This is a genomic window from Tolypothrix sp. VBCCA 56010 (assembly GCF_050875635.1).
GTDB lineage: Bacteria > Cyanobacteriota > Cyanobacteriia > Cyanobacteriales > Nostocaceae > Hassallia.
Window position 1 is genome coordinate 18,390 of sequence record NZ_JBPAOH010000022.1, and the last position, 19,004, is coordinate 37,393.

At 40.8% G+C, this 19,004-nt stretch carries 20 protein-coding genes; 12 read left to right on the forward strand and 8 right to left on the reverse strand.

From position 1 onward, the window contains the following. Positions 1-165: 165 nt before the first annotated feature. A complete protein-coding gene (locus AABK37_RS10330; protein WP_432551481.1) occupies positions 166-1,794 on the reverse strand; it encodes a glycosyltransferase family 39 protein in 1,629 nt (542 codons plus the stop codon). A 266-nt stretch (positions 1,795-2,060) separates the two neighbouring features. On the opposite strand from AABK37_RS10330, the gene AABK37_RS10335 reads away from it, so the two are divergent. The 4 genes from AABK37_RS10335 to AABK37_RS10350 all read left to right on the forward strand — a co-directional run bounded on the left by AABK37_RS10335 (position 2,061) and on the right by AABK37_RS10350 (position 6,131). Further along, the gene (locus AABK37_RS10335) at positions 2,061-3,305 is read left to right on the forward strand and encodes a glycosyltransferase (protein WP_432551482.1); all 1,245 of its coding nucleotides are present in this window, start codon (positions 2,061-2,063) and stop codon (positions 3,303-3,305) included. Positions 3,306-3,483: 178 nt separating this feature from the next. Next, positions 3,484-4,653 carry a DNA cytosine methyltransferase gene (locus AABK37_RS10340; protein ID WP_432551483.1) on the forward strand — a complete coding sequence of 390 codons (1,170 nt, stop codon included), beginning with the start codon at positions 3,484-3,486 and terminating at the stop codon, positions 4,651-4,653. A 3-nt stretch (positions 4,654-4,656) separates the two neighbouring features. Continuing rightward, complete coding sequence (locus AABK37_RS10345) at positions 4,657-5,373, forward strand: restriction endonuclease (RefSeq protein ID WP_432551484.1); 717 nt, start codon at positions 4,657-4,659, stop codon at positions 5,371-5,373. Positions 5,374-5,432: 59 nt separating this feature from the next. Further along, entirely contained in the window at positions 5,433-6,131 is a 699-nt protein-coding gene (locus AABK37_RS10350; RefSeq protein ID WP_432551485.1) for an alternative oxidase, read from the forward strand. 192 nt (positions 6,132-6,323) lie between these two features. Here the strand turns inward: AABK37_RS10350 and pirA are convergent, their stop codons facing one another. Beyond that, positions 6,324-6,479 (reverse strand): arginine synthesis PII-interacting regulator PirA, encoded by a 156-nt coding sequence (gene pirA / locus AABK37_RS10355; RefSeq protein WP_432551486.1) that lies wholly within the window; start codon positions 6,477-6,479, stop codon positions 6,324-6,326. A 107-nt stretch (positions 6,480-6,586) separates the two neighbouring features. On the opposite strand from pirA, the gene AABK37_RS10360 reads away from it, so the two are divergent. From AABK37_RS10360 to AABK37_RS10370, 3 genes are all read left to right on the forward strand, one after another. Next, positions 6,587-7,402, forward strand: coding sequence for an SAM hydrolase/SAM-dependent halogenase family protein (locus tag AABK37_RS10360; RefSeq protein ID WP_432551487.1), 816 nt, complete (start codon positions 6,587-6,589; stop codon positions 7,400-7,402). A gap of 113 nt (positions 7,403-7,515) precedes the next feature. After that, positions 7,516-8,169 (forward strand): DUF2301 domain-containing membrane protein, encoded by a 654-nt coding sequence (locus tag AABK37_RS10365; RefSeq protein ID WP_432551488.1) that lies wholly within the window; start codon positions 7,516-7,518, stop codon positions 8,167-8,169. Then, on the forward strand, positions 8,169-8,849 hold the full coding sequence (locus AABK37_RS10370) for a YdcF family protein (protein WP_432551489.1): 681 nt from the start codon (positions 8,169-8,171) through the stop codon (positions 8,847-8,849). The genes AABK37_RS10365 and AABK37_RS10370 overlap by 1 nt, the downstream gene beginning before the upstream one ends. Positions 8,850-8,926: 77 nt before the next feature. Here AABK37_RS10370 and obgE read toward each other — a convergent pair whose 3' ends face one another. The 3 genes from obgE to AABK37_RS10385 are packed head-to-tail and all read right to left on the reverse strand — an operon-like array spanning position 8,927 to position 10,849. Continuing rightward, the gene (gene obgE, locus AABK37_RS10375) at positions 8,927-9,955 is read right to left on the reverse strand and encodes a GTPase ObgE (RefSeq protein WP_432551530.1); all 1,029 of its coding nucleotides are present in this window, start codon (positions 9,953-9,955) and stop codon (positions 8,927-8,929) included. After that, entirely contained in the window at positions 9,927-10,166 is a 240-nt protein-coding gene (locus AABK37_RS10380) for a hypothetical protein (RefSeq protein WP_432551490.1), read from the reverse strand. Before AABK37_RS10380 ends, obgE begins: the two co-directional genes overlap by 29 nt. 11 nt (positions 10,167-10,177) lie before the next feature. Continuing rightward, complete coding sequence (locus AABK37_RS10385) at positions 10,178-10,849, reverse strand: DUF533 domain-containing protein (protein ID WP_432551491.1); 672 nt, start codon at positions 10,847-10,849, stop codon at positions 10,178-10,180. 196 nt (positions 10,850-11,045) lie between these two features. On the opposite strand from AABK37_RS10385, the gene AABK37_RS10390 reads away from it, so the two are divergent. Beyond that, positions 11,046-11,477 carry a hypothetical protein gene (locus AABK37_RS10390; protein WP_432551492.1) on the forward strand — a complete coding sequence of 144 codons (432 nt, stop codon included), beginning with the start codon at positions 11,046-11,048 and terminating at the stop codon, positions 11,475-11,477. Positions 11,478-11,528: 51 nt separating this feature from the next. Next, a complete protein-coding gene (locus AABK37_RS10395) occupies positions 11,529-14,138 on the forward strand; it encodes a tetratricopeptide repeat protein (protein ID WP_432551531.1) in 2,610 nt (869 codons plus the stop codon). Positions 14,139-14,364: 226 nt separating this feature from the next. On the opposite strand, the gene AABK37_RS10400 is transcribed toward AABK37_RS10395, so the two are convergent. The 3 genes from AABK37_RS10400 to AABK37_RS10410 form a co-directional block, all read right to left on the reverse strand. Beyond that, on the reverse strand, positions 14,365-14,664 hold the full coding sequence (locus AABK37_RS10400) for a type II toxin-antitoxin system RelE/ParE family toxin (RefSeq protein WP_432551493.1): 300 nt from the start codon (positions 14,662-14,664) through the stop codon (positions 14,365-14,367). Continuing rightward, positions 14,661-14,915: a type II toxin-antitoxin system ParD family antitoxin gene (locus tag AABK37_RS10405; protein ID WP_432551494.1), complete on the reverse strand. Its 255-nt coding sequence runs from the start codon at positions 14,913-14,915 to the stop codon at positions 14,661-14,663. The genes AABK37_RS10400 and AABK37_RS10405 overlap by 4 nt, the downstream gene beginning before the upstream one ends. Positions 14,916-15,294: 379 nt before the next feature. After that, positions 15,295-16,521, reverse strand: coding sequence for a DUF3182 family protein (locus AABK37_RS10410; RefSeq protein WP_432551495.1), 1,227 nt, complete (start codon positions 16,519-16,521; stop codon positions 15,295-15,297). 74 nt (positions 16,522-16,595) lie between these two features. On the opposite strand from AABK37_RS10410, the gene AABK37_RS10415 reads away from it, so the two are divergent. Genes AABK37_RS10415 through AABK37_RS10425 form a run of 3 tightly spaced genes read left to right on the forward strand, consistent with a single transcriptional unit; the run spans position 16,596 to position 18,798 of the window. Beyond that, on the forward strand, positions 16,596-16,859 hold the full coding sequence (locus tag AABK37_RS10415) for a hypothetical protein (protein ID WP_432551496.1): 264 nt from the start codon (positions 16,596-16,598) through the stop codon (positions 16,857-16,859). Beyond that, positions 16,856-17,671, forward strand: a complete 816-nt coding sequence (locus AABK37_RS10420; protein WP_432551497.1) for a class I SAM-dependent methyltransferase — start codon at positions 16,856-16,858, stop codon at positions 17,669-17,671. The genes AABK37_RS10415 and AABK37_RS10420 overlap by 4 nt, the downstream gene beginning before the upstream one ends. Before the next feature lie 23 nt (positions 17,672-17,694). Next, positions 17,695-18,798, forward strand: coding sequence for a glutamate--cysteine ligase (locus tag AABK37_RS10425; protein ID WP_432551498.1), 1,104 nt, complete (start codon positions 17,695-17,697; stop codon positions 18,796-18,798). Positions 18,799-19,004 lie beyond the last annotated feature (206 nt).

The window sequence follows — 19,004 nt, forward strand, 5'->3', positions numbered from 1 at the left end:
GATAACTCGGCATGACATCAAGCTAATTAATAATTATTAATTCATAATTCATAATTAAAGAGGGTTTGTTCATGTGTGCCGACTAAAAGCATTTTTGTTTCAAGTGGGATCTAAATCTCCTCAAGTACATAATTATGAATTATGAATTTTTTTCAAAAATTACAACTATTTACTTAGTTTCCAAAGCTGGATATTTTTGGGGTAAACATCCTCCTCTATCTTGTATTTTTGCTCTTTCTCAAGCTTATATCGCAATATCGGCAGGGGAGGATTGTAAAAAGGATTGTAGAAAAACACATCACTGAAAGTATTAGGAATTTTGGGGACATTTGACTCGTTCACCAACAGAAGCCGCACTTTTGGATCGAGCCGATGCGAGAGAGCCATTTCATCACCCAGAGGCCACGTTGCTTGACACGAAGTAATCACCAGTGGCTGGGGAGTTTGGTTGACGATCGCAACCACTTGGGGAGTATAAAGGTTAAGATCCTTATACCACCAAGTCTCTGTTTGAGAAATCATCGCACAGGATATGACTCCGGCTGAAATCAGCGCAACCATAACAAGCTGCCAAATCTTTTGTCTTCCAATGGTAACGGAAGAAGAGAAAATTTGAGTTGCTAAAAGGTAAGAAACAGCTAGCTGAATACCTAAATAACAAGGAATTAAATACCGAGGGACTTGCGATCGTATCCCCCCAGAAATAAAATCTGGTATAGCTAAGGGTAGCGCTGTCATTCCAATCAATGTTAAGACAAACAACCAAACTTGCTTTGGAGACTTACGACAGAGAAAATAAATTGAATATCCGACAAAAATTAAGATAAAAGGACTTGAATATGCTACTAATAATTTCAACCAAGAGCCTTCAGCACCACGTATGGTATCGTAGTTAAAATCAACGAAAAAATAGCTAAGGTTAACAATCCAGTTTTTAATCAGAGCTAACCGACTTATTTTAACTTCACCTGTCCAGCCTGTTGTTTTATTAAGTTGAGCTGATTGACTAAGAATAACTACTAACCAGGGCGTGAAAGCTAGAAATCCCACTAAAGGCGCAACTAGATAAGCAATAACCCTCTTAGTTAATCGAAAGCGTTCAATTGCAAACACATAGACACCATGAGCAATTGTCACCAAGCCAGAAAAGAGAAATGTATACAGCCCCAATGCCACAGTTACTGCATACATTCCCCAACTGAGCTTTGTTTGTAGTCGCATTGCCCGTAGCAGTGTTGCGCTTGATAGCAAAGTTGTTAGACCCCACAAACTATACTCCCGCGCTTCCTGTGCGTACAGCACATGAAATGGCGACACAGCAAGCAGTGCAACTGCAACCGATGCCACGACCGACGAGTTAAATAATTCCAGACATAGCCAATAGATGCAGGGTAATGCCAGCACGCTAAACAGTGCCGTCAAACTTCTGGTTACTGCAACTGAACTGCCAAACCATTGCACCCAAAATCGCGTCATCACATAATATAGCGGTGGATGTTGAGGGTCTTCTAGAGCTAGAGATTTAAGAGTATCTGTTAAGGTTCTTTCAGGAGTAAGATGCTGATATTTCTGTAAATCTTCAACACCAATTTGTTGACCATTGCAAAGTTGGGCGATCGCTTCTTTTTCTGTGTAACCAGAAATCCGTAATGAGGTAAAAGTTTCGTCAAACCAGTAAACTTTTCGGTCAATATTGGCAAAGCGAAAAAATACACCCAATACTAATAAAACAATCACTAAAAATCGTAACCCTTTCGGAGGAAATGCCCAAACAGGTGGCAAGTTGCTGTTCATATATTAAGTGAAAGAGCCATTTTATACAAAGTAATTTGACAGTATTAGTTGATTGGCAAGTCAAGCTTAGTATAAAGAATAACGATAACTTTGTTATTACCTCTTTTGGCTGAAAATACAAACGAGAATTGCTAATTTTAATTTTTTGGTAAAAAATATTACTTTTTGTATACGTCTTTTGGTAGAAAATTTATAACACTAACTCTACATAGCTTTCCTCAAGCATAATTACTAACAACACCGTTTCCCCCTATAGTCATTTCTGCATGAGTATAATTGAACCTAATTCACTTTTGTCAGTGCCAACTGGTGCATTACAGATTCCTGAATTACCGCCAAGTAGTGTAAATGCAGGTAGTGAAAACATCCTCTTGTCTTTAGTGATTCCGACTTACAAAGAACGAGAAAATATCAAGAATGTTGTCAGAATATTGAGCCAACTGCTAGATGAGTCTATCCCTGGAAATTACGAGTTGATCGTAGTGGACGATGATAGCCCAGACCGCACTTGGGAAGTTGCCGAGTCTCTGACGCGAGAATATCGGCAATTACGGGTGATGCGTCGTCAAAACGAGCGGGGGCTTTCAAGTGCGGTGATTCGCGGCTGGCAAGCAGCAAGGGGACGTGTTTTAGGAGTAATTGATGGGGATTTGCAGCATCCGCCAGAAGTGCTGACGCAATTGTTACGCGCCATTCAAAAAGGTGCAGACATGGCAGTAGCTAGTCGTCACGTAGACGGTGGTGGTGTAAGTAGCTGGAGTTTTATCCGGCGTTTCTTGTCTCGTGGCGCTCAGTTGTTAGGGTTAATTATTTTACCTGATGTACTGGGTAGGGTATCTGACCCGATGAGTGGTTATTTTATGGTGCGTCGAAGTTCCATAGCAGGTGCGACGCTTAATCCAGTAGGATACAAAATTCTCCTTGAGGTGATTGGACGGGGTAAGGTGCGCGAAATTGCCGAAGTTGGCTATGTATTTTGCGAACGTGTTAAGGGTGAAAGTAAAGTCACGAGTAAGCAATATATCGACTACATACACCACTTAGTACGGTTAAGGCTGGGAACAGGACGGTTAGGAAAAATCAGTCAACGCATCAATTTCCCTGTTGGTCGATTCATCCGTTTTGGCTTGGTGGGACTCAGTGGAGTATTTGTAGATATGACAGTGCTTTACTTGCTCAGTGACCCAAGTACCTTGGCTTTGCCTTTAACTCGCAGTAAAATCATTGCGGGTGAAATTGCGATTATCAATAATTTCTTGTGGAATGATGCTTGGACTTTTGCTGATGTTTCTAGCGGGCAGCACGAATGGCGTCAACGCATGAAGCGATTTTTGAAATTCAACATTATTTGTCTTGCCGGTTTAGTGTTGAATGTGTTGGTATTGAATATTGTGTTTAATTTTATTATACAAAACCGCTATATCGCAAATTTGATTGCGATCGCTGTTGCTACTGTTTGGAACTTCTGGGTTAACCTTAAACTCAGTTGGCGCGTAACGCAAGTCAAATAAAACATCAAGGATGAAGGATGAAGTAAGACCATTACTACAAGCACCATTATTTATTTATGGTGCAGAGAAAAAGCACATAAGATATTTCAATTCTTATGATTTGTCTGCCAGAGTCTAACTTTATACTTCATCCTTCAAATTACATACCCGGAAAGACTTACATTTAATTAGTTTATCAATGACAAAAGAACAACTTACTGCCGTAGAGTTATTTGCTGGTATCGGCGGTTTTCGTCTTGGCTTGGCAGGTGCGAATATTGAGACGATTTGGGCGAATGATATCAACGAACTTTGTTGTAAAGTTTATGAAAGTAATTTTGGTAAAGATTCAATTACTTTAGGCGATATCAACGAAATTCCTATATCAAATATACCTGTTCACGACATTTTAACTGCTGGCTTTCCTTGTCAACCCTTTAGCCCCGCTGGAAAAAAACTCGGTGTGAGAGATATTAGGGGAACACTATTTGAGCGTATTGTGGAAATTATAGACCAAAAGCAGCCAAAATATTTCTTTTTAGAAAATGTCAAAAGACTTTTGACGATGGAAAGCGGCTATCATTTTAGGTTGATTTTAAATGCACTTTCTGAATTAGATTATTTTGTGGAATGGAGAATAATTAATCCGCTTCAATTCGGTATTCCTCAAAATAGAGATAGAGTTTTTATCTTTGGTACTAAATTAAACTCAACAGATATAACACCTCTTGCTTTAGAAACCCTGTCGGTATTTTTAACAGATAGTGATAAATTTTCGTTGACACAATCAGAGGAGAAACTGGAAAAATATATGTTGCCTATCATATCTATAAAAAGCAAAAACGATAACTGGGGAATTGCCTATAAAAATAAAATGTATACTCAACATCTTTCTGCCTTGCCAGACATCCAGCCGAGAAAGAGGCTTAAGGATATTCTTCAGGATGAGTCAATAGTCGCTCCTGAGTTTTATTTTACTGCTGATACCTTGGAACGCATCAAACAAAGTAAAGCTGTAAATCGTTATTGTAATGGAGTTGAAATATTGTACAACCAAGACGGAGGTGCCAGACTTGGTTATACAATATTTGGGACTAATGGAATTGCGTCAACTTTGACTGCATCGACTTCCAGGCATTATGAACGCTACCAAGTGGATGATAAATTTCGCCGTTTAACTAATATCGAATATGCCCGACTTATGGGCTTTCCTGATGACTGGTGTCGAATTGCCAGAATTTACGATCAATATGCACTATTTGGTAATGCGATTGTACCCGCTTGTGTAGAGTGGGTGTGCCAAAGAATTGGTAAAAGAAACTTTGAATTTAGTAAGTCTGGCTGGCAACAATTAAGTTTGGCTATTTAAAAAATGGAAGTGCTAACTTTAATTGCTCTCAAAAGTGCTGCACGAGACTTTTGTCTCTCATTGAGTCAAACACCAATTCCGAATTTATATGGTATTACAGATGGCAAAGCAGTAGGAACATACGTTGAATTTGCTTTTAATCAATATTTGTCTGCAATGTATGAGTACACTCTTGGTAGTGCTGCTTTGGGGATTGACTTTCCGGGATTAGAGGTTGATTTAAAAGTGACGTCAATTCGACAACCACAGTCTTCATGTCCTTTCCGCAATGCTAGTCAAAAGGTGTATGGATTAGGTTATCATCTCCTAATATTTGCATACGAAAAAATTGATGATCGCATTTCTCACACTGCTAGTTTAAACTTCCAACACGTTGTCTTTGTGGCACGAGAACAAACCGGAGACTATCAAACAACCTACGGTTTAAGAGAAATTTTACGCCGCAATGGTAACAAAGATGATATAGTGGCGTTTTTAGAGGAACGCAATTTTCCTTTAGATGAAATTGGACGTGAAGCACTTGCAGAAAGAATTTTGCAGCAACCGCCAGAAATTGGCTATTTAACAATTTCTAATGCACTACAGTGGCGACTGCAATATAGCAGAATTATTCAAGTAGCAATTACAACCACAACAGCAGGTGTAGAAAATCTGCTCGTGCAGACACGAATTTATCAACATTTACCGGAATTTAATCAACTCAATCAGTATCAACAATGACAGGGCACAACAATCAATGGCTGATTGACTTTTAATGATACCACGGTGAAGCATAAAAAATGATTAAATTTCTCGTCAATTGCTTAGTTTTCGTTATCGACAAGTTATATAAAAAACGTCCTTACGCCCGTTTTTACGTTTTGGAAACCGTGGCGCGTGTTCCTTATTTTTCCTTTGTTTCAGTACTGCACTTATACGAAACTTTAGGGATATGGCGCAAAGCTGAATGGCTCAAAGTCCACTTTGCTCAAGCTTGGAATGAATACCATCACCTGCTAATTATGGAATCTTTAGGCGGAAATCGCCGCTTTATTGATAGATTTCTTGCCCGTTTTACAGCCTTGATTTACTACTGGGTGATTGTATTTTTATACATGGTTTCACCGCGTCACGCTTACTACTTCAGCCAATTGGTAGAAGAACATGCCTACCACACTTATGATAACTTTCTGCGTAGAAATGCAGCGAAACTGAAACAGCTACCCGCACCGATAGTTGCAATCAACTATTACCGCGATGGGGACTTGTATATGTTCGACGAATTTCAAACATCCCGTCGTCCTTACGATCGCCGCCCGGTGATTAACAACTTGTATGATGTCTTTGTCTGCATTCGCGATGACGAAGCAGAACACGTTACGACTGCGATCCAATGCCAACACCCACAAGCGCAAACAACTTTTAAAAGTCCCCACGCCGCTTATATAATTACTCCCAAAGCGAGTGCAGCAGACACAGAGTATAAAACTGTTGGTTAGGGCTTTAAAACAAACCTCTCCCTGAATTTGCCTTTAGCCAAATTCGTCCCTCCCCTAGTAGGGGAGGGGATGTAAAGCGCAGCTTTACGGAAATTATGGGTAATTTACCAAATATGATGTAACGCCAAAAAAGAAAACCCGCTTTCGCGGGCTGTTTATCAAGAAATAAATCTTTACAATTGTGGCGCTGATTTAACCTATATACTTCATTTCGGCTTCTAGTTGACGTACTAGCTTTTCGTCACCTTTAGCTCTAGCTACTTGCAAGCGATGTTCTAGGTTTTTTTGCAAATTTTGGTGATGAGTTTCATCAGCTTGTTTTGCTGCTTGCATTCTGTTATTAAGCATAAGTTTTTTCCTTTATATCTTCATTTATTAATATAGCACAACTTCCGTAACATAAGCTACAGAAATATGTGGTTTGATATATTTTAATGAAAATATTTTTTTGTTAGATGAGTCAAATTACGTTACTCAGCGATTTTGGCGATCGCGATGTGTATGTCGGCGTAATGAAGGGAGTAATCGCCCAAATCAACCCAAAATTAACAGTGATAGACTTAACGCACCAAATTCCGCCGCAAAACATCGCTGCGGCGAGATTTTGCTTGATGAATGCTTATGCTTATTTTCCAAAGGGGACAGTGCATGTAGCGGTGGTAGATCCGGGAGTGGGAGGAATCAGGAGAGCGATCGCCTTACAATTAGCTGATGGGTTTTTGGTGGGACCTGACAATGGTATATTTAGCGGAGTATTTAGTCAAAGTCCTGCCATTAGCGCAGTCGAACTGACAAACTCTCAATATTGGCGAACTCAACAACCTAGCAGAACTTTTCACGGTAGAGATATTTTTGCACCTGTGGCAGCGCATCTGAAGAGCGGTGTTTCTTTAAAAGAGCTAGGCAAAGAAATCGATTCAGCAAAGCTGATAAAGTTAAATTTAGCAGAATGCAGTTTAACACAAACTGGTGTAACGGGTTGCATACAATATATTGACCATTTTGGCAACTTAATCAGCAATATTTCTGCAAGTTACGTGCAAGATAAAACCTGGTATGTGAAAGCTGCGGGATTGACGATACCAGGTTGTGAAACTTACGCTGATGTGCAGATTGGGGATGCGATCGCTTTAATTGGCAGTCACGGTTGGGTAGAAATTGCTATCAACAGCGGTAATGCACAGACACAGATGCATATACAGTTGGGAGATGTAGTAGAAGTATTTTTAACGCAGAAGAACCCCGATTTCTTAGAGAAGTCGGGGTTCTAAGCAGAAGTTTTGCGGGGATGCGATCGTAGAATGAAGACTAACTAACATCAACGAGCAAAAAAGTGGATAATCTCTCCTAGCATAGGAAATATAGATTCAAATCCAAGATTGTTATGACTCTAACAGAATCGCCATTACAAGTTTATCAAGGTCAGTTTGGCGAATTTACAATTAATCAAAGCGATCGCACTGGTGTAATTATCTATCGCACTGCTTTAATGGTAGCCGCACTCAGCTTTGCGATCGCCAGCGTTTTGGTATTGTTTTACACCAACCCAATTTCCATCCAAGCAATTACACCTTTGTATACTGTCTTTTGTCTTGCTTTGGGTGTAAGTTTACTGACTATTCATATCTACTTAGCACCGCTGCACCGACTTTTACAAGTGTTCTGGCTGATTGGTTGCATTTCTTCATTTGTATTCGGACATTTTGACAGTCAACCTTTTGCTGTCACAGTTTACACTCACCCCCTGACTTTATTCGGAGTGGGTTTTATCTTCGCAGCCTTAACAGGTATATTTTTCAAAGAAGCTTTTTGCTTCAACCGTCTGGAAACTAAAGTATTAACGTTTACAGTGCCGATACTGCTGCTGGGACATTTAGTAGGAGTTTTGCCAATTCAAGCAGAACGGATTTTATTAGGAATCTGGGCAATTTTGTTTGTAGTATTCGCATTGCGGAAAGCTGTACAAGAAATTCCTCCGGATATCGGGGACAAATCTGTGTTTGCTTATTTGAAAAGCAAGAGTATAAAAACAGCTTAATGCCCAGGAAAAACCATCAAAATTCCAAAATACCAAAAATCAGGCTGCTAAAACGCCAACAAATGTGGACGCTGACGGCGCCGGGATGGGTAATAGCGATCGCTTTAATGATTTCTGTAATGTTTTTCAGCACTACTCATTTATACCCGTTTCTCGCCGTCACTTCTCCCATCAAAGCCGATGTCTTAGTTGTCGAAGGATGGGTAACAGACTACGCAGTAGAACAAGCATTTACCGAATTTAAAAGCGGTTCCTATCGAGAAATATTCACCACAGGAGGTCCGGTAGAAAGAGGATTCTATCTAGCTGAATATAAGACTTTTGCAGGAATTGCGGCTGCAACTTTAAAAAAGCTGGGTGTACAACCAGAAAAAGTGACAGTTGTGCCTACACCGGATGTAATTAAGGATCGGACTCATGCATCTGCGATCGCACTTCGTCAGTGGCTAGCAAATTCAAATTTACCGATAAAATCAATGAATTTGTTAACCTCTGATGCCCATACTCGCAGAAGTTGGTTAATATTTCAACAAGTACTTGCCCCGAAAATCAAAGTCGGAATAATTGCCGCCAAACCAGGAAATTACAATCCAAATAAATGGTGGGTTTCTAGCGAAGGTGTGCGAACTGTGATATCGGAAATTATCGCTTATATTTATGCCCTATTTGTAAATTGGTAGTGAGGACTTTAGTCCTCTTTCGTAGTGAGGACTTTAGTCCTCATATTATTAAGATAAGGACTTCAGTCCTTACTACATTATCCCAACACCTCCACTTGTTGAACCACATTAAGTTCATCAAGAAGCCGCCAAATTTCCTGTAACATTGGCTGTAACCCAGCGCCGGTAACAGCGGAAATCAAAAAAACCGGCGCAAAGGATAGATGATTAAGTTCCATCGCTAAGGCATTTAAATCTACAGATTCTCGATCAACCGCATCAATTTTGTTCAGTGCTAAAACAAGCGATCGCTCTGCTAAACCTCGTCCGTAATCTTGTAACTCTTTTTTAATCGTTTTATATTCGCCTATAACATCTTCACTGGTCGCATCTATCAAATGCAACAGTACCCGCGTGCGCTCGATGTGACGCAAAAAATCGTGTCCCAACCCCGCACCACCAGAAGCACCTTCAATCAATCCGGGAATATCAGCAAAAACCGTGCCATAGCCTGTAGCTTTTCGCACTACACCCAAGTTTGGTATCAAAGTAGTAAACGGATAATCAGCAATTTTCGGACGTGCTGCTGACAAAGCTGATATCAAAGTCGATTTTCCTGCATTTGGTAGTCCAATAATTCCTACTTCTGCTAACAGTTTCAACTCTAATCTAAGTTGCTTTATTTCTCCTGGTAATCCTGGGAGCGCGTATTCTGGAGCGCGGTTGCGGTTGCTCAAAAAATGTTGATTTCCCAAGCCACCTTTACCACCTTTAGCTACCACAAAAGTCTGGTTTTGCTCAATTAAATCTGCCAACAGTTCGCCACTTTCCGCATCATAAATAGCCGTACCGCAGGGAACTTCGACAGTTAAATCCTTACCATTTGCGCCGGTACAGTTATTTGGTCCCCCGCGTCCACCGTTTTCACCTTGAAAGCGATGGTTGTATCTGAAATCTAGCAAAGTTTGCAAATTTTCCTTCGCCACAAAAATGACCGAACCACCGCGTCCCCCATTTCCGCCAGAGGGACCACCAGCCGGCACATACTTCTCCCGACGAAAGGCAACAATACCATCGCCACCCTTGCCGGCTTCAACTTCAATGTTTGCTTGATCGATAAATTGCATAGTTTGTTGGTTGTTGGTAATGGGCATTGGGCATGGGGCATGGGGGAGGCAGTGCGTTGGACGGGTTCCCCGGCTTGAAGCACCTGCCGTCATGGGGCATGGGGCATGGGGCATGGGGCATGGTCTGGCGTGAAATGAGGAAACTTCTTTTTATTCCCATTGCCCAATGCCCATTAAACAATTGCCCATTGCCCAATGCCCAATGCCCCATTCCCCACGTTCCTAAATATAAGGTGAAATATCTTCACCGCAATCATCTGCTAGATAGGAGAGGGCGCGAAAACGCAAACCCACAAGTTGTTCATAAAGTGGATTGATTTTACACATCGGGGGAATGTGAACTATTTTCCGCCCAAAGAGGTTGACATCGCGCTCAAAGGGACACTGCGAAGGTATCATTTTGCACAAAAAGCGGGCTACTCTGGGGTCGTGAATCTCCAGTTTGTCTAGCCACTGACGCACCGGGCGCAATGCATCAAGTTGCCGTTTTGTCAAATCGGCGGAAGGAGTCTGTAGTTGCTGTGGGTGTTCTATAGTGTAGCGCAGCGCTTTGAGTAATTCCTCTGGCTGTTCTAAGGCTTTGCACAATTGATGCAAAAGTTGGTCTTCACTGGCAGAATAAGTACCATCGGCGATCGCTACCATCACCGCTGTTCTTAAAAAATTTTCCGCTGCTGTTGTATTTTTACCCAACACCGCAGCTAATTCCTCTGGTTCAATTGGCTCTAGTGACTCAAACTTGATTTTCGGAGCCAATTCTTTGTCAGTGATATTAGCTATTAATTCTTGTTCTTGGGCATCAAAGTTACCATCCGCCCACGCGACTGTCAGTAATCCCCGCAGCCAAGCGGCAATTTGTTCGTTGCTATAACGAGATTGGACAGCACTTTTCATAATACTCACACTTTAAGCTACCTTACTTTTATGTTAAGCCCTCAAGCTGGAAGCCTGGGACTTTGTTCTTGTAGTCGCGACTTTAGTCGTCGGACTATAAATTTATCAGCAAAAATGCGGAAAGTCGGAACGTTATTTTGTTTAAAAACGTGTAAAAGTATATTAAAATCAACCCGCGTCAGAGGGATTTACAGATATGACTGACCCCGTAACAACCTTAACAGCTTTGGCGATCGCTGAATTTGCCTTCAAAAAGTTTTTCGAGTCCGGTGTCGGTAAGCTGGGGGAAAAGTTCACCGAAACAGCGCTTACCAAGATGGACGAACTGCGTCAAAAGATTTGGGATAAGTTACGCGGAAATCCAAGAGCCGAAAAAGCCTTGCAGGAAGTAGAAAAAGGCTCAAAAGACCATTTGAATAAACTGGCGGTTTATTTAGAAGATGAAATGAAGGATAACCCTGATTTTGCGGCACAGGTAAGCACTTTAGCTCAAGAAATCAAAGCGGGTAAAATTCAAGTAAATAGCCAAAATATACAGCAAAACTACGATAACAGCACAGGCTTTCAAAACGATATTGATGGTGGTGAAAATTTTATCGCTCACACTATCAACATTCATAAACCTTGACTGGAGTCGTCCGGAGGGGAACGGACAAAGAGAAATCCCGTTAGTTCTATTATCAACGAATTACCCCCTGAAACCCAGAATTGGCACGGGCGCACAGATGAACTTGCCCAAATGCAAGAATGGTTGCAAGCGGATAACGTGCGTTTAATTGGCATTACCGGGACTGGTGGTTATGGCAAATCTTCGCTGGTTGCGAAAGTCTTTGCAACTGCACAAAGCTTTGAAAAGCAAGTTTGGGCAACTTTTAGCCAAAATTACCCGTTTGCGGTTTGGGCACGCTGGTTATTGGAAAAGTTAGGCAAAGCAACACCTGAAAAAGAAGCAGATTTATTAACTGCGGTTTGTAATAATTTGCGAACAGGGCGCTATTTGCTGGTATTAGATAATTTAGAAACTCTGCTAGAAGCTAACGGAGAATGGCATGATAAGACTTACTATGATTTCTTGTTGCGGTGGTTGAGTAGCCACACTGAAAGTATAATTTTAGTCACTAGCCGCGAACAACCTCAACTACCGCCCAATACCCTCAATTACTGCCGTTGGTTGCCATTGAAAGGACTTTCAACCGATGCTGGGGTAGCACTGCTAGAAGATTTAGATATTCAAGGTGCTGATGCACAAATGCAAAAATTTGTCAAGCAAGCGGATGGACATCCTTTATTAATCAAGCTGGTGGCTGGAGTGTTGCACGCTGATGAGGGGGATGTGGTTGATATCAGCGCTTTGAGACAAAATATCTTTGAAATTCTGGGGTTACACCGGGGCGATCCGCAAGCGAGTATTGGTAAGATTATTGATGCCAGTATTGCCCGGTTAACGCCAAAGTTACAAGAACTATTATTTAATTTAAGCGTATATCGCCCCGCTTTTAACGCCACAGCCGCAGCCGCACTTTTACCAGAACAAGAAGTGACACAAGCAGATTTGCGGGGATTGGTTAAGCGATCGCTTTTGCAAGAAAACAAACTAGAAAGCGGTTGGGTATTTGAGTTTCAGCCGTTAATTTTGGCTTATCTGAAACAGCAAGCGGGTGATTTAACCAAAGTACATCAAAGAGCGATCGCTTACTATCAATCTATCGCTAAAGAATCTTGGCAGACGATAGAAGATATCAGACCACAACTAGAAATTTTTCATCACCTCTGCGAACTTAAGCAATATCGACAAGCTTATAACGTTCTTGATTCCTGCGACAATTTTTTGAGGTTGCGAGGATATTACAGTACCATTATTGAACTATCTAGCCGACTAGAAAAGGAATGGCAACCCACTAACCAAGATGAAAATAGGAAGTTTGCAGGTATTCTCACATATTTGGGTAATGCTTACAATTCCTTGGGACAATACCAACTGGCAATTGATTACTATCAGCAGTCACTTACTATTTATCGTGAGATAGGCAATCGCAATGGTGAAGCCAATTCTCTGATTGGTTTGGGCAATGCTTACTATTTTTTGGGACAATACCAAATTGCGATTGACTATCATCAGCAGTCACTAGCTATTTCTCTTGAGATAGGCGATCGCAATGGTGAAGCTGATTCTCTGCTTGGTTTGGGCGGTGTTTACAAATGTTTGGGACAATACCAAGAGGCGATTGATAACCTTGAGCAGTCACTGGCTATTAAAATTGAGATAGGCGATCGCAATGGTGAAGCTGCTTCTCTGGGTAATTTGGGCAATGCTTACGATTCTTTGGGACAAAACCAAATTGCGATTGATTACCATCAGCAATCACTGGCTATTTTTCTTGAAAAAGGCGATCGCAATGGTGAAGCTGCTTCTCTGGCTGGTTTGGGTAATGCTTACCAATCTTTGGGAGAATACCAAATTGCGATTGATTTTTATCAACAGTCACTAGCTATTTCTCTTGAGATAGGCGATCGCAATGGTGAAGCTACTTCTCTAAATAATTTGGGCAATGCTTACAATTCCTTGGGACAATATCAACAAGCGATTGATTACAATCAGCAGTCGCTGGCTATTTTTTGTGAGATAGGCCATCGCAATGGTAAAGCCAAATCCCTTAATAATTTGGGCTATGCTTACTGTTCCTTGAGAGAATACCAACAAGCAATTGATTGTTATCAGCAATTATTAACGGTTCAACGCGAGATAGGCGATCGCAAAGGAGAAGCTGATTCTCTAAATAATTTGGGCAATAGTTACTATTCCTTGGAAGAATATCAGCAAGCGATTGATTTCTATCAGCAGTCACTAACTATTGATCGAGAGATAGGCGATCGCACTGGTGAAGCTGCTTCTTTGACTAATTTGGGCAATGCTTACATTTCTTTGAGAGAATATCAACAGGCGATTGATTGTTATCAGCAATTATTAACGACTCAACGCGAGATAGGCGATCGCAATGGTGAAGCCCAGTCACTTCAAAATCTTGGCAAGCTTTATAATTTAACAGGCAGAATTAAGGAAGGTTACGCAGTTGGTTTTCAAGCTACTCAAATTCAACAAGAACTAGAACTTCCTATTGAAGCTTTGGCTATACCAAAGTGGCAGAAGTCAATTGCTAAATTTGCTCAACGTGGTAAATTACAATTGGGTTTATGTTTTCTTTTGGGGTTATTCGCTTTCCCCTTTGCCCTAGTTTTCATTGTGTCGGTGATGTTGTGGCGCGTGGTAAAATCTCAATTGCGGCGTTGATCGTTTTATAGCCATTTTTGATTTTAGGCATTTATGTATGATAAATCAACGCCAAGCCGTCACATTAGACTTCTTGCATAAATCAAAACGAAGAACCCCACCCCGCCTTTGACTTACGTCAAAGTCTCCCCTCCCCGCCTGCGGGGAGGGGTTGGGGGTGGGGTTTTGGAGGACTTTTGCAAGAGGTCTATTGATAAAAGCAAAAATATCACTGTCAATCAATATTTTATTCTGATTCTAAAAACAATGACTCTAAATCTCTATATCCACTAATTACACGCGTAACGTCAATTCCATCTTCTCTTGGATAATAAAAAATAATATAATCTTCGATACTAAATCCCCGGAGATTAGGAGATAATTGCTCATAACTCTTTCCTATATTGGGAAATCCAGCAACTAGTTTACATTTTTGACGAATTGCATCAAAAAGCTTGCTGGCAGCATTAGGATTATTTTGAGCAATATAGTCACAGATAGTATTTAAATCTTTAACGGCTTCATCAGAAAAAGAGTAATTACTCATCTTTGCGACTCAGCAATTTTATTGATTTTTTCTTGTATTTGAGCAAATACGATCTCTCCGTCTGTAACCTGTCCTCTAGCAATTTGTTCGTTACCAACCCCAATTTTTTGCCGGAGTTCTTCTAAGCGTTGTTCTCGTACTTGCAGCAATTTAAATGCTTCGTTCATCACTTCCTCTGCATTAGCATATCTCCCGGCTTGAATTTGGGATTTAATAAACTGCTCATGCTCAGGTTTGAGGGAAATATTCATAATCACATAATCTTAGTTGATGACTTATTCAAATTTTATCGCTGATTGACTGAATCAATGCGCGATCGCACTATCGAAAGGCAAATCGAACGCAAATACAATTGACGATAAATACCTACAATGTAGGATATAAGCGTGTGGTGCGGGAACGACAAAAGGTAGAGTTATGTTTTAGTAGGAGCGATCGCCCCCCTGAACGGATACATATAATGGACATCGACCGAATTTAATTATGCGTTGCCCAAAACCCTTGTAGAGACGTAGCAATGCTACGTCTCTACGTCTTTTATGGATACATATAATAGATATTTAAGATATTCATGACAATGCCAACCCAAAAGAAAAGTGTTGAGCGATCGCTATTCACTGATTTGGCTCATCAACTTCCGTGAACCTTTACTGATATTGATATCGGTCCGAAGCGATTATCCACCCCACAATAAAGGTTCTCTTCCTCAGATACGGTTTGGTATGCATCGTCTCCGTATCGATAGTACGTTGAGGCACATACTGCATCCACATCAGGATAGGACAAAAGAGATTCAAGACCCCAAATTTCCCCAGGAGATGCTCCTCCAACACGGAAGGACTGCTCAAGCAATGCGAAGCGCTTAACTAACTCACAAGTGCCGTTTGAATATATGGATGCGATTCCGGACACTATATCCAGGTTGAATCTCGCAGTTTTAATCTCTGGAATGTGTTTATTTAAAAGCGCTCTAAAAAGGAGTGCTTTATCTATAATTGCTTGTGCATCTTCGTTGTTGAAAATGCCAACCTGAGCAAGCAACTTAGGAGGGATACGTTTGCCTGTTCGCATAATCACAAGGTCAGTTCCCCTGTATAGTCCTTGAGAGAACCTTTGAACCCCTAGACTCTGTACCTGGTGAGAACCAACAGTAATAAAACTCGCACTATATGTCTTCAAATCTTCTGGGTGAAGATTTTCTTCCACCACCAGTCCGTATTGTTGGAGCTTACCTTGATCCGCAATTTTATCAGAGATAAACTGCTCTAGCTCTTGGAAAGAGCTAATGACAAACTGGCTCATTCCCAAAAATGCAAGCGGATCTTTGAGCCGAATTTGATACACTCCTTTGTTGTAGAGCTCCTTGAAAGCTATTCTCAGATCATCAGTACTGAAAACTGTGAATCCAGGAAGAACAAGATTTCGCTGGGCAAGCTCTTCAGAAAACTCATGAGACCATCCTAGCGGACAAACTGCTTCTCTACTAACCAAGGGATGCATTATTGCTTTTGTAGATTGGTGAGGTCTGGCTACAATTCCACCAAAAAAATCCTTTTCGCTCTCGATAAGCGCATCCTCGATCAGCTTTTGGTTCTCTTTCAACTCAAGGACTATAGTTTTATCAGCAACGTAGTATGTTTTCCCCTGCTCAATACCACCGAATCTCTGGAAGATTTCGGCTATTTTTGCCGCAATCCGAAGATTTCGGTAATAAGCGAACTTAACAGGCGGTTTGTTGCTGTTGATAACTAACGTTTCAACTTTGAACTCAGGAATAACTAAGTTCTTGAAGGGAACTGAGTTTGACTGTCCATCCCACAATGAGGACGAAGACACCTCTAAATCCTGGTAGTGCATTGCAAGAGTTTGGGTGATGTATTCGTTATACTAACCCAAGTTGCTAGTTATGGTTTGATGCCTACACCCTAGTTTTGGTCATTTATTTACAGGCGATCGCGCAAATTACACAACAAAGTTTTAGTAGTCGCGATCGCGTAGCGCGTCCTGTTGCTCAACTGCACTCTTTTCAGTTGCCTCGTTGCAAAGCAACGAGGGAGGCATTTCTGAAAGAAATGCCTCAGCAACATACGGACGATCGCTCTGCCATATCCTACCCTCTGCAAATATTTTTGAGAATATTTATAGTTAAATCCACCAAGAGAGAGTTAATCTGTGTAGTGGAGGTATTTTTATGACTAAAACCACAGTTAACCTTGGTGTTGTTCAAGAAACTCTGCTAATCCCGCTCTGGGCTAGAGCTTGTGAGTTTTCCAAACCCGATCCACTTATACAAGACCCGAAATCGGTCGAGATTATCGAGGCGATCGATTACGATTTTGATAAATTTGCTACTGCCAAAAGCTCTCAAATAGGCACTTGCTTGCGAGGAATGATCCTCGACAACTGGGTACGCGCTTATCTCCAACAACATCCTCAAGGTTCGGTGGTAGAAATTGGTGCAGGACTCAATACCCGTTTTGAGCGAGTTGATAATGGTGAAGTACGCTGGTTTGATTTAGACTTACCAGACTCAATGACGCTGCGAAAGCAGTTTTTTGAAGAAACAGAACGCCGTCAGTTTATCACGGCTTCAGCCTTGGATATAGATTGGATTGAGCGCGTTAAAGCAGTTAATGTACCTTGTATGTTTGTGGCAGAGGGAGTACTGATCTATCTCAGTGAAGAACAGGTACAGCAGTTGTTTGCTAATCTTTTAGAGCATTTTCCTGGTTGTTGGTTTGCGTTTGATTCTATGTCACCCCTGATGGTGAAAAATCAGAAGAGACATGACTCAATAAATTACACCTCGGCAAAATTTAATTGGAGTATCTCAGATATTCGCAAGATCCAAGATTGGGATTTACGCTATCAAGTAATCGAAGTCACTACTTTTGCAGATTTGCCAGCTAAATATCTGCGACGCTTTGGTGTGGTAATTCGCTTGCTTTTTTCCTATATTCCTTTCTTGCGGAATATGTATCGCTTAACATTAGTTAGATTGAGTTAAATTCCCGGAATTAAGTATAGAGAATGTTTTATTTTGGTATTGAGCATGAAGTCGCTTTCTTCAATTATGAAAGAAAGTTTGCTGATTTTTCGCGGACAAAATTCGCTGATTTTAATCAAATCGTAGAAAGATTACCTACATACCCCAGCGACTATCCACAATTACGTGTGGGTGATGCTGGTATTAAACAAAAAAGATGGTATATTGAAGGATTTGAAAGATTTGAAGATTCTGAAAATGTCATCGAATGCATTCCTAAAGGTATCGAAATCAGAACAACTATAAATTCTACTATTCAAAGCGCTATAAATGAATTATCCGAAAGTTTTCGCTTACTGTGTGAAGGTGCTAATAGCTTCGGTTTTTCGCCAGTTTTAGTCAGTTTTAATCCATACTATGCTGTTTTTGAGCCGCAACCCCCATTAAATGATTATGAAATAAAATGGCGGCAAACTTCCCCAGAAAGACAAACGGCACACATTCCCATGTTGACTTATGGTCCTGACTTAAATATATCAGTCAGCGGATTATCTTATGAAAGTATAATTGATATTGGCAGAAAGTTAACTTATTACAGTCCTTACATTGTTCCGTTTAGTTATAGTTCTCCTTTTTATCAAGGTACTTTGTGGTCTGGTTTATCGGTAAGGACATTTATTAGAACCGGCAAAAGACCGGCGGTGATAGTGTTTGTAGAAAAACGCGAACAACTTATAGATAGTGTACCTTCATTAACGAAAATAGCACGCATCCCCGCAGAAGTCGGTAGAATTGAATTTAAGGCTTTTGATAGTTGTGATGATTTTACAATTTATGCCGGCTTGTTAGCATTATTAAAGGGTTTGGTATTAGATGAAACTCTGTTGGGTAGAGCAACTATACCGGATGCGGAGAAACATCAAATATCCGCAAAAGAAGGTTTTGACAACGAAGATATTTTAGCGACAGCCACACAAGTTTTGCAAGCATCTGAAATTGCACTCTTCAACGATCCTGATGTTCAGTTGTTAGCACCGCTGAAAGTTATGCTTGAAAAGCGAGAAACACCGGCTCATAAACTCATTCAAGTTTTTAACCGAGTAGGTTCAATAGAAGAAGCACTCTTGCAAACTTACGCTTTTAAATAGACAAGGGAAGTGGAAATTGCGTAGGGACAATTCATGTAGCCGAAGGCTTCCCGCAGGGTATTGTCCCTACAAACAATTTCAGGTAACGCATAATTCTTTTTGTGGAGATGTCTAATGAAATTGTAGAGACGTTCAGACGGAACGTCTCTACAATATGCAATGCCAAAATTTTTAATTGTTTTGATTATCCTATTTTTTTGCGTCAC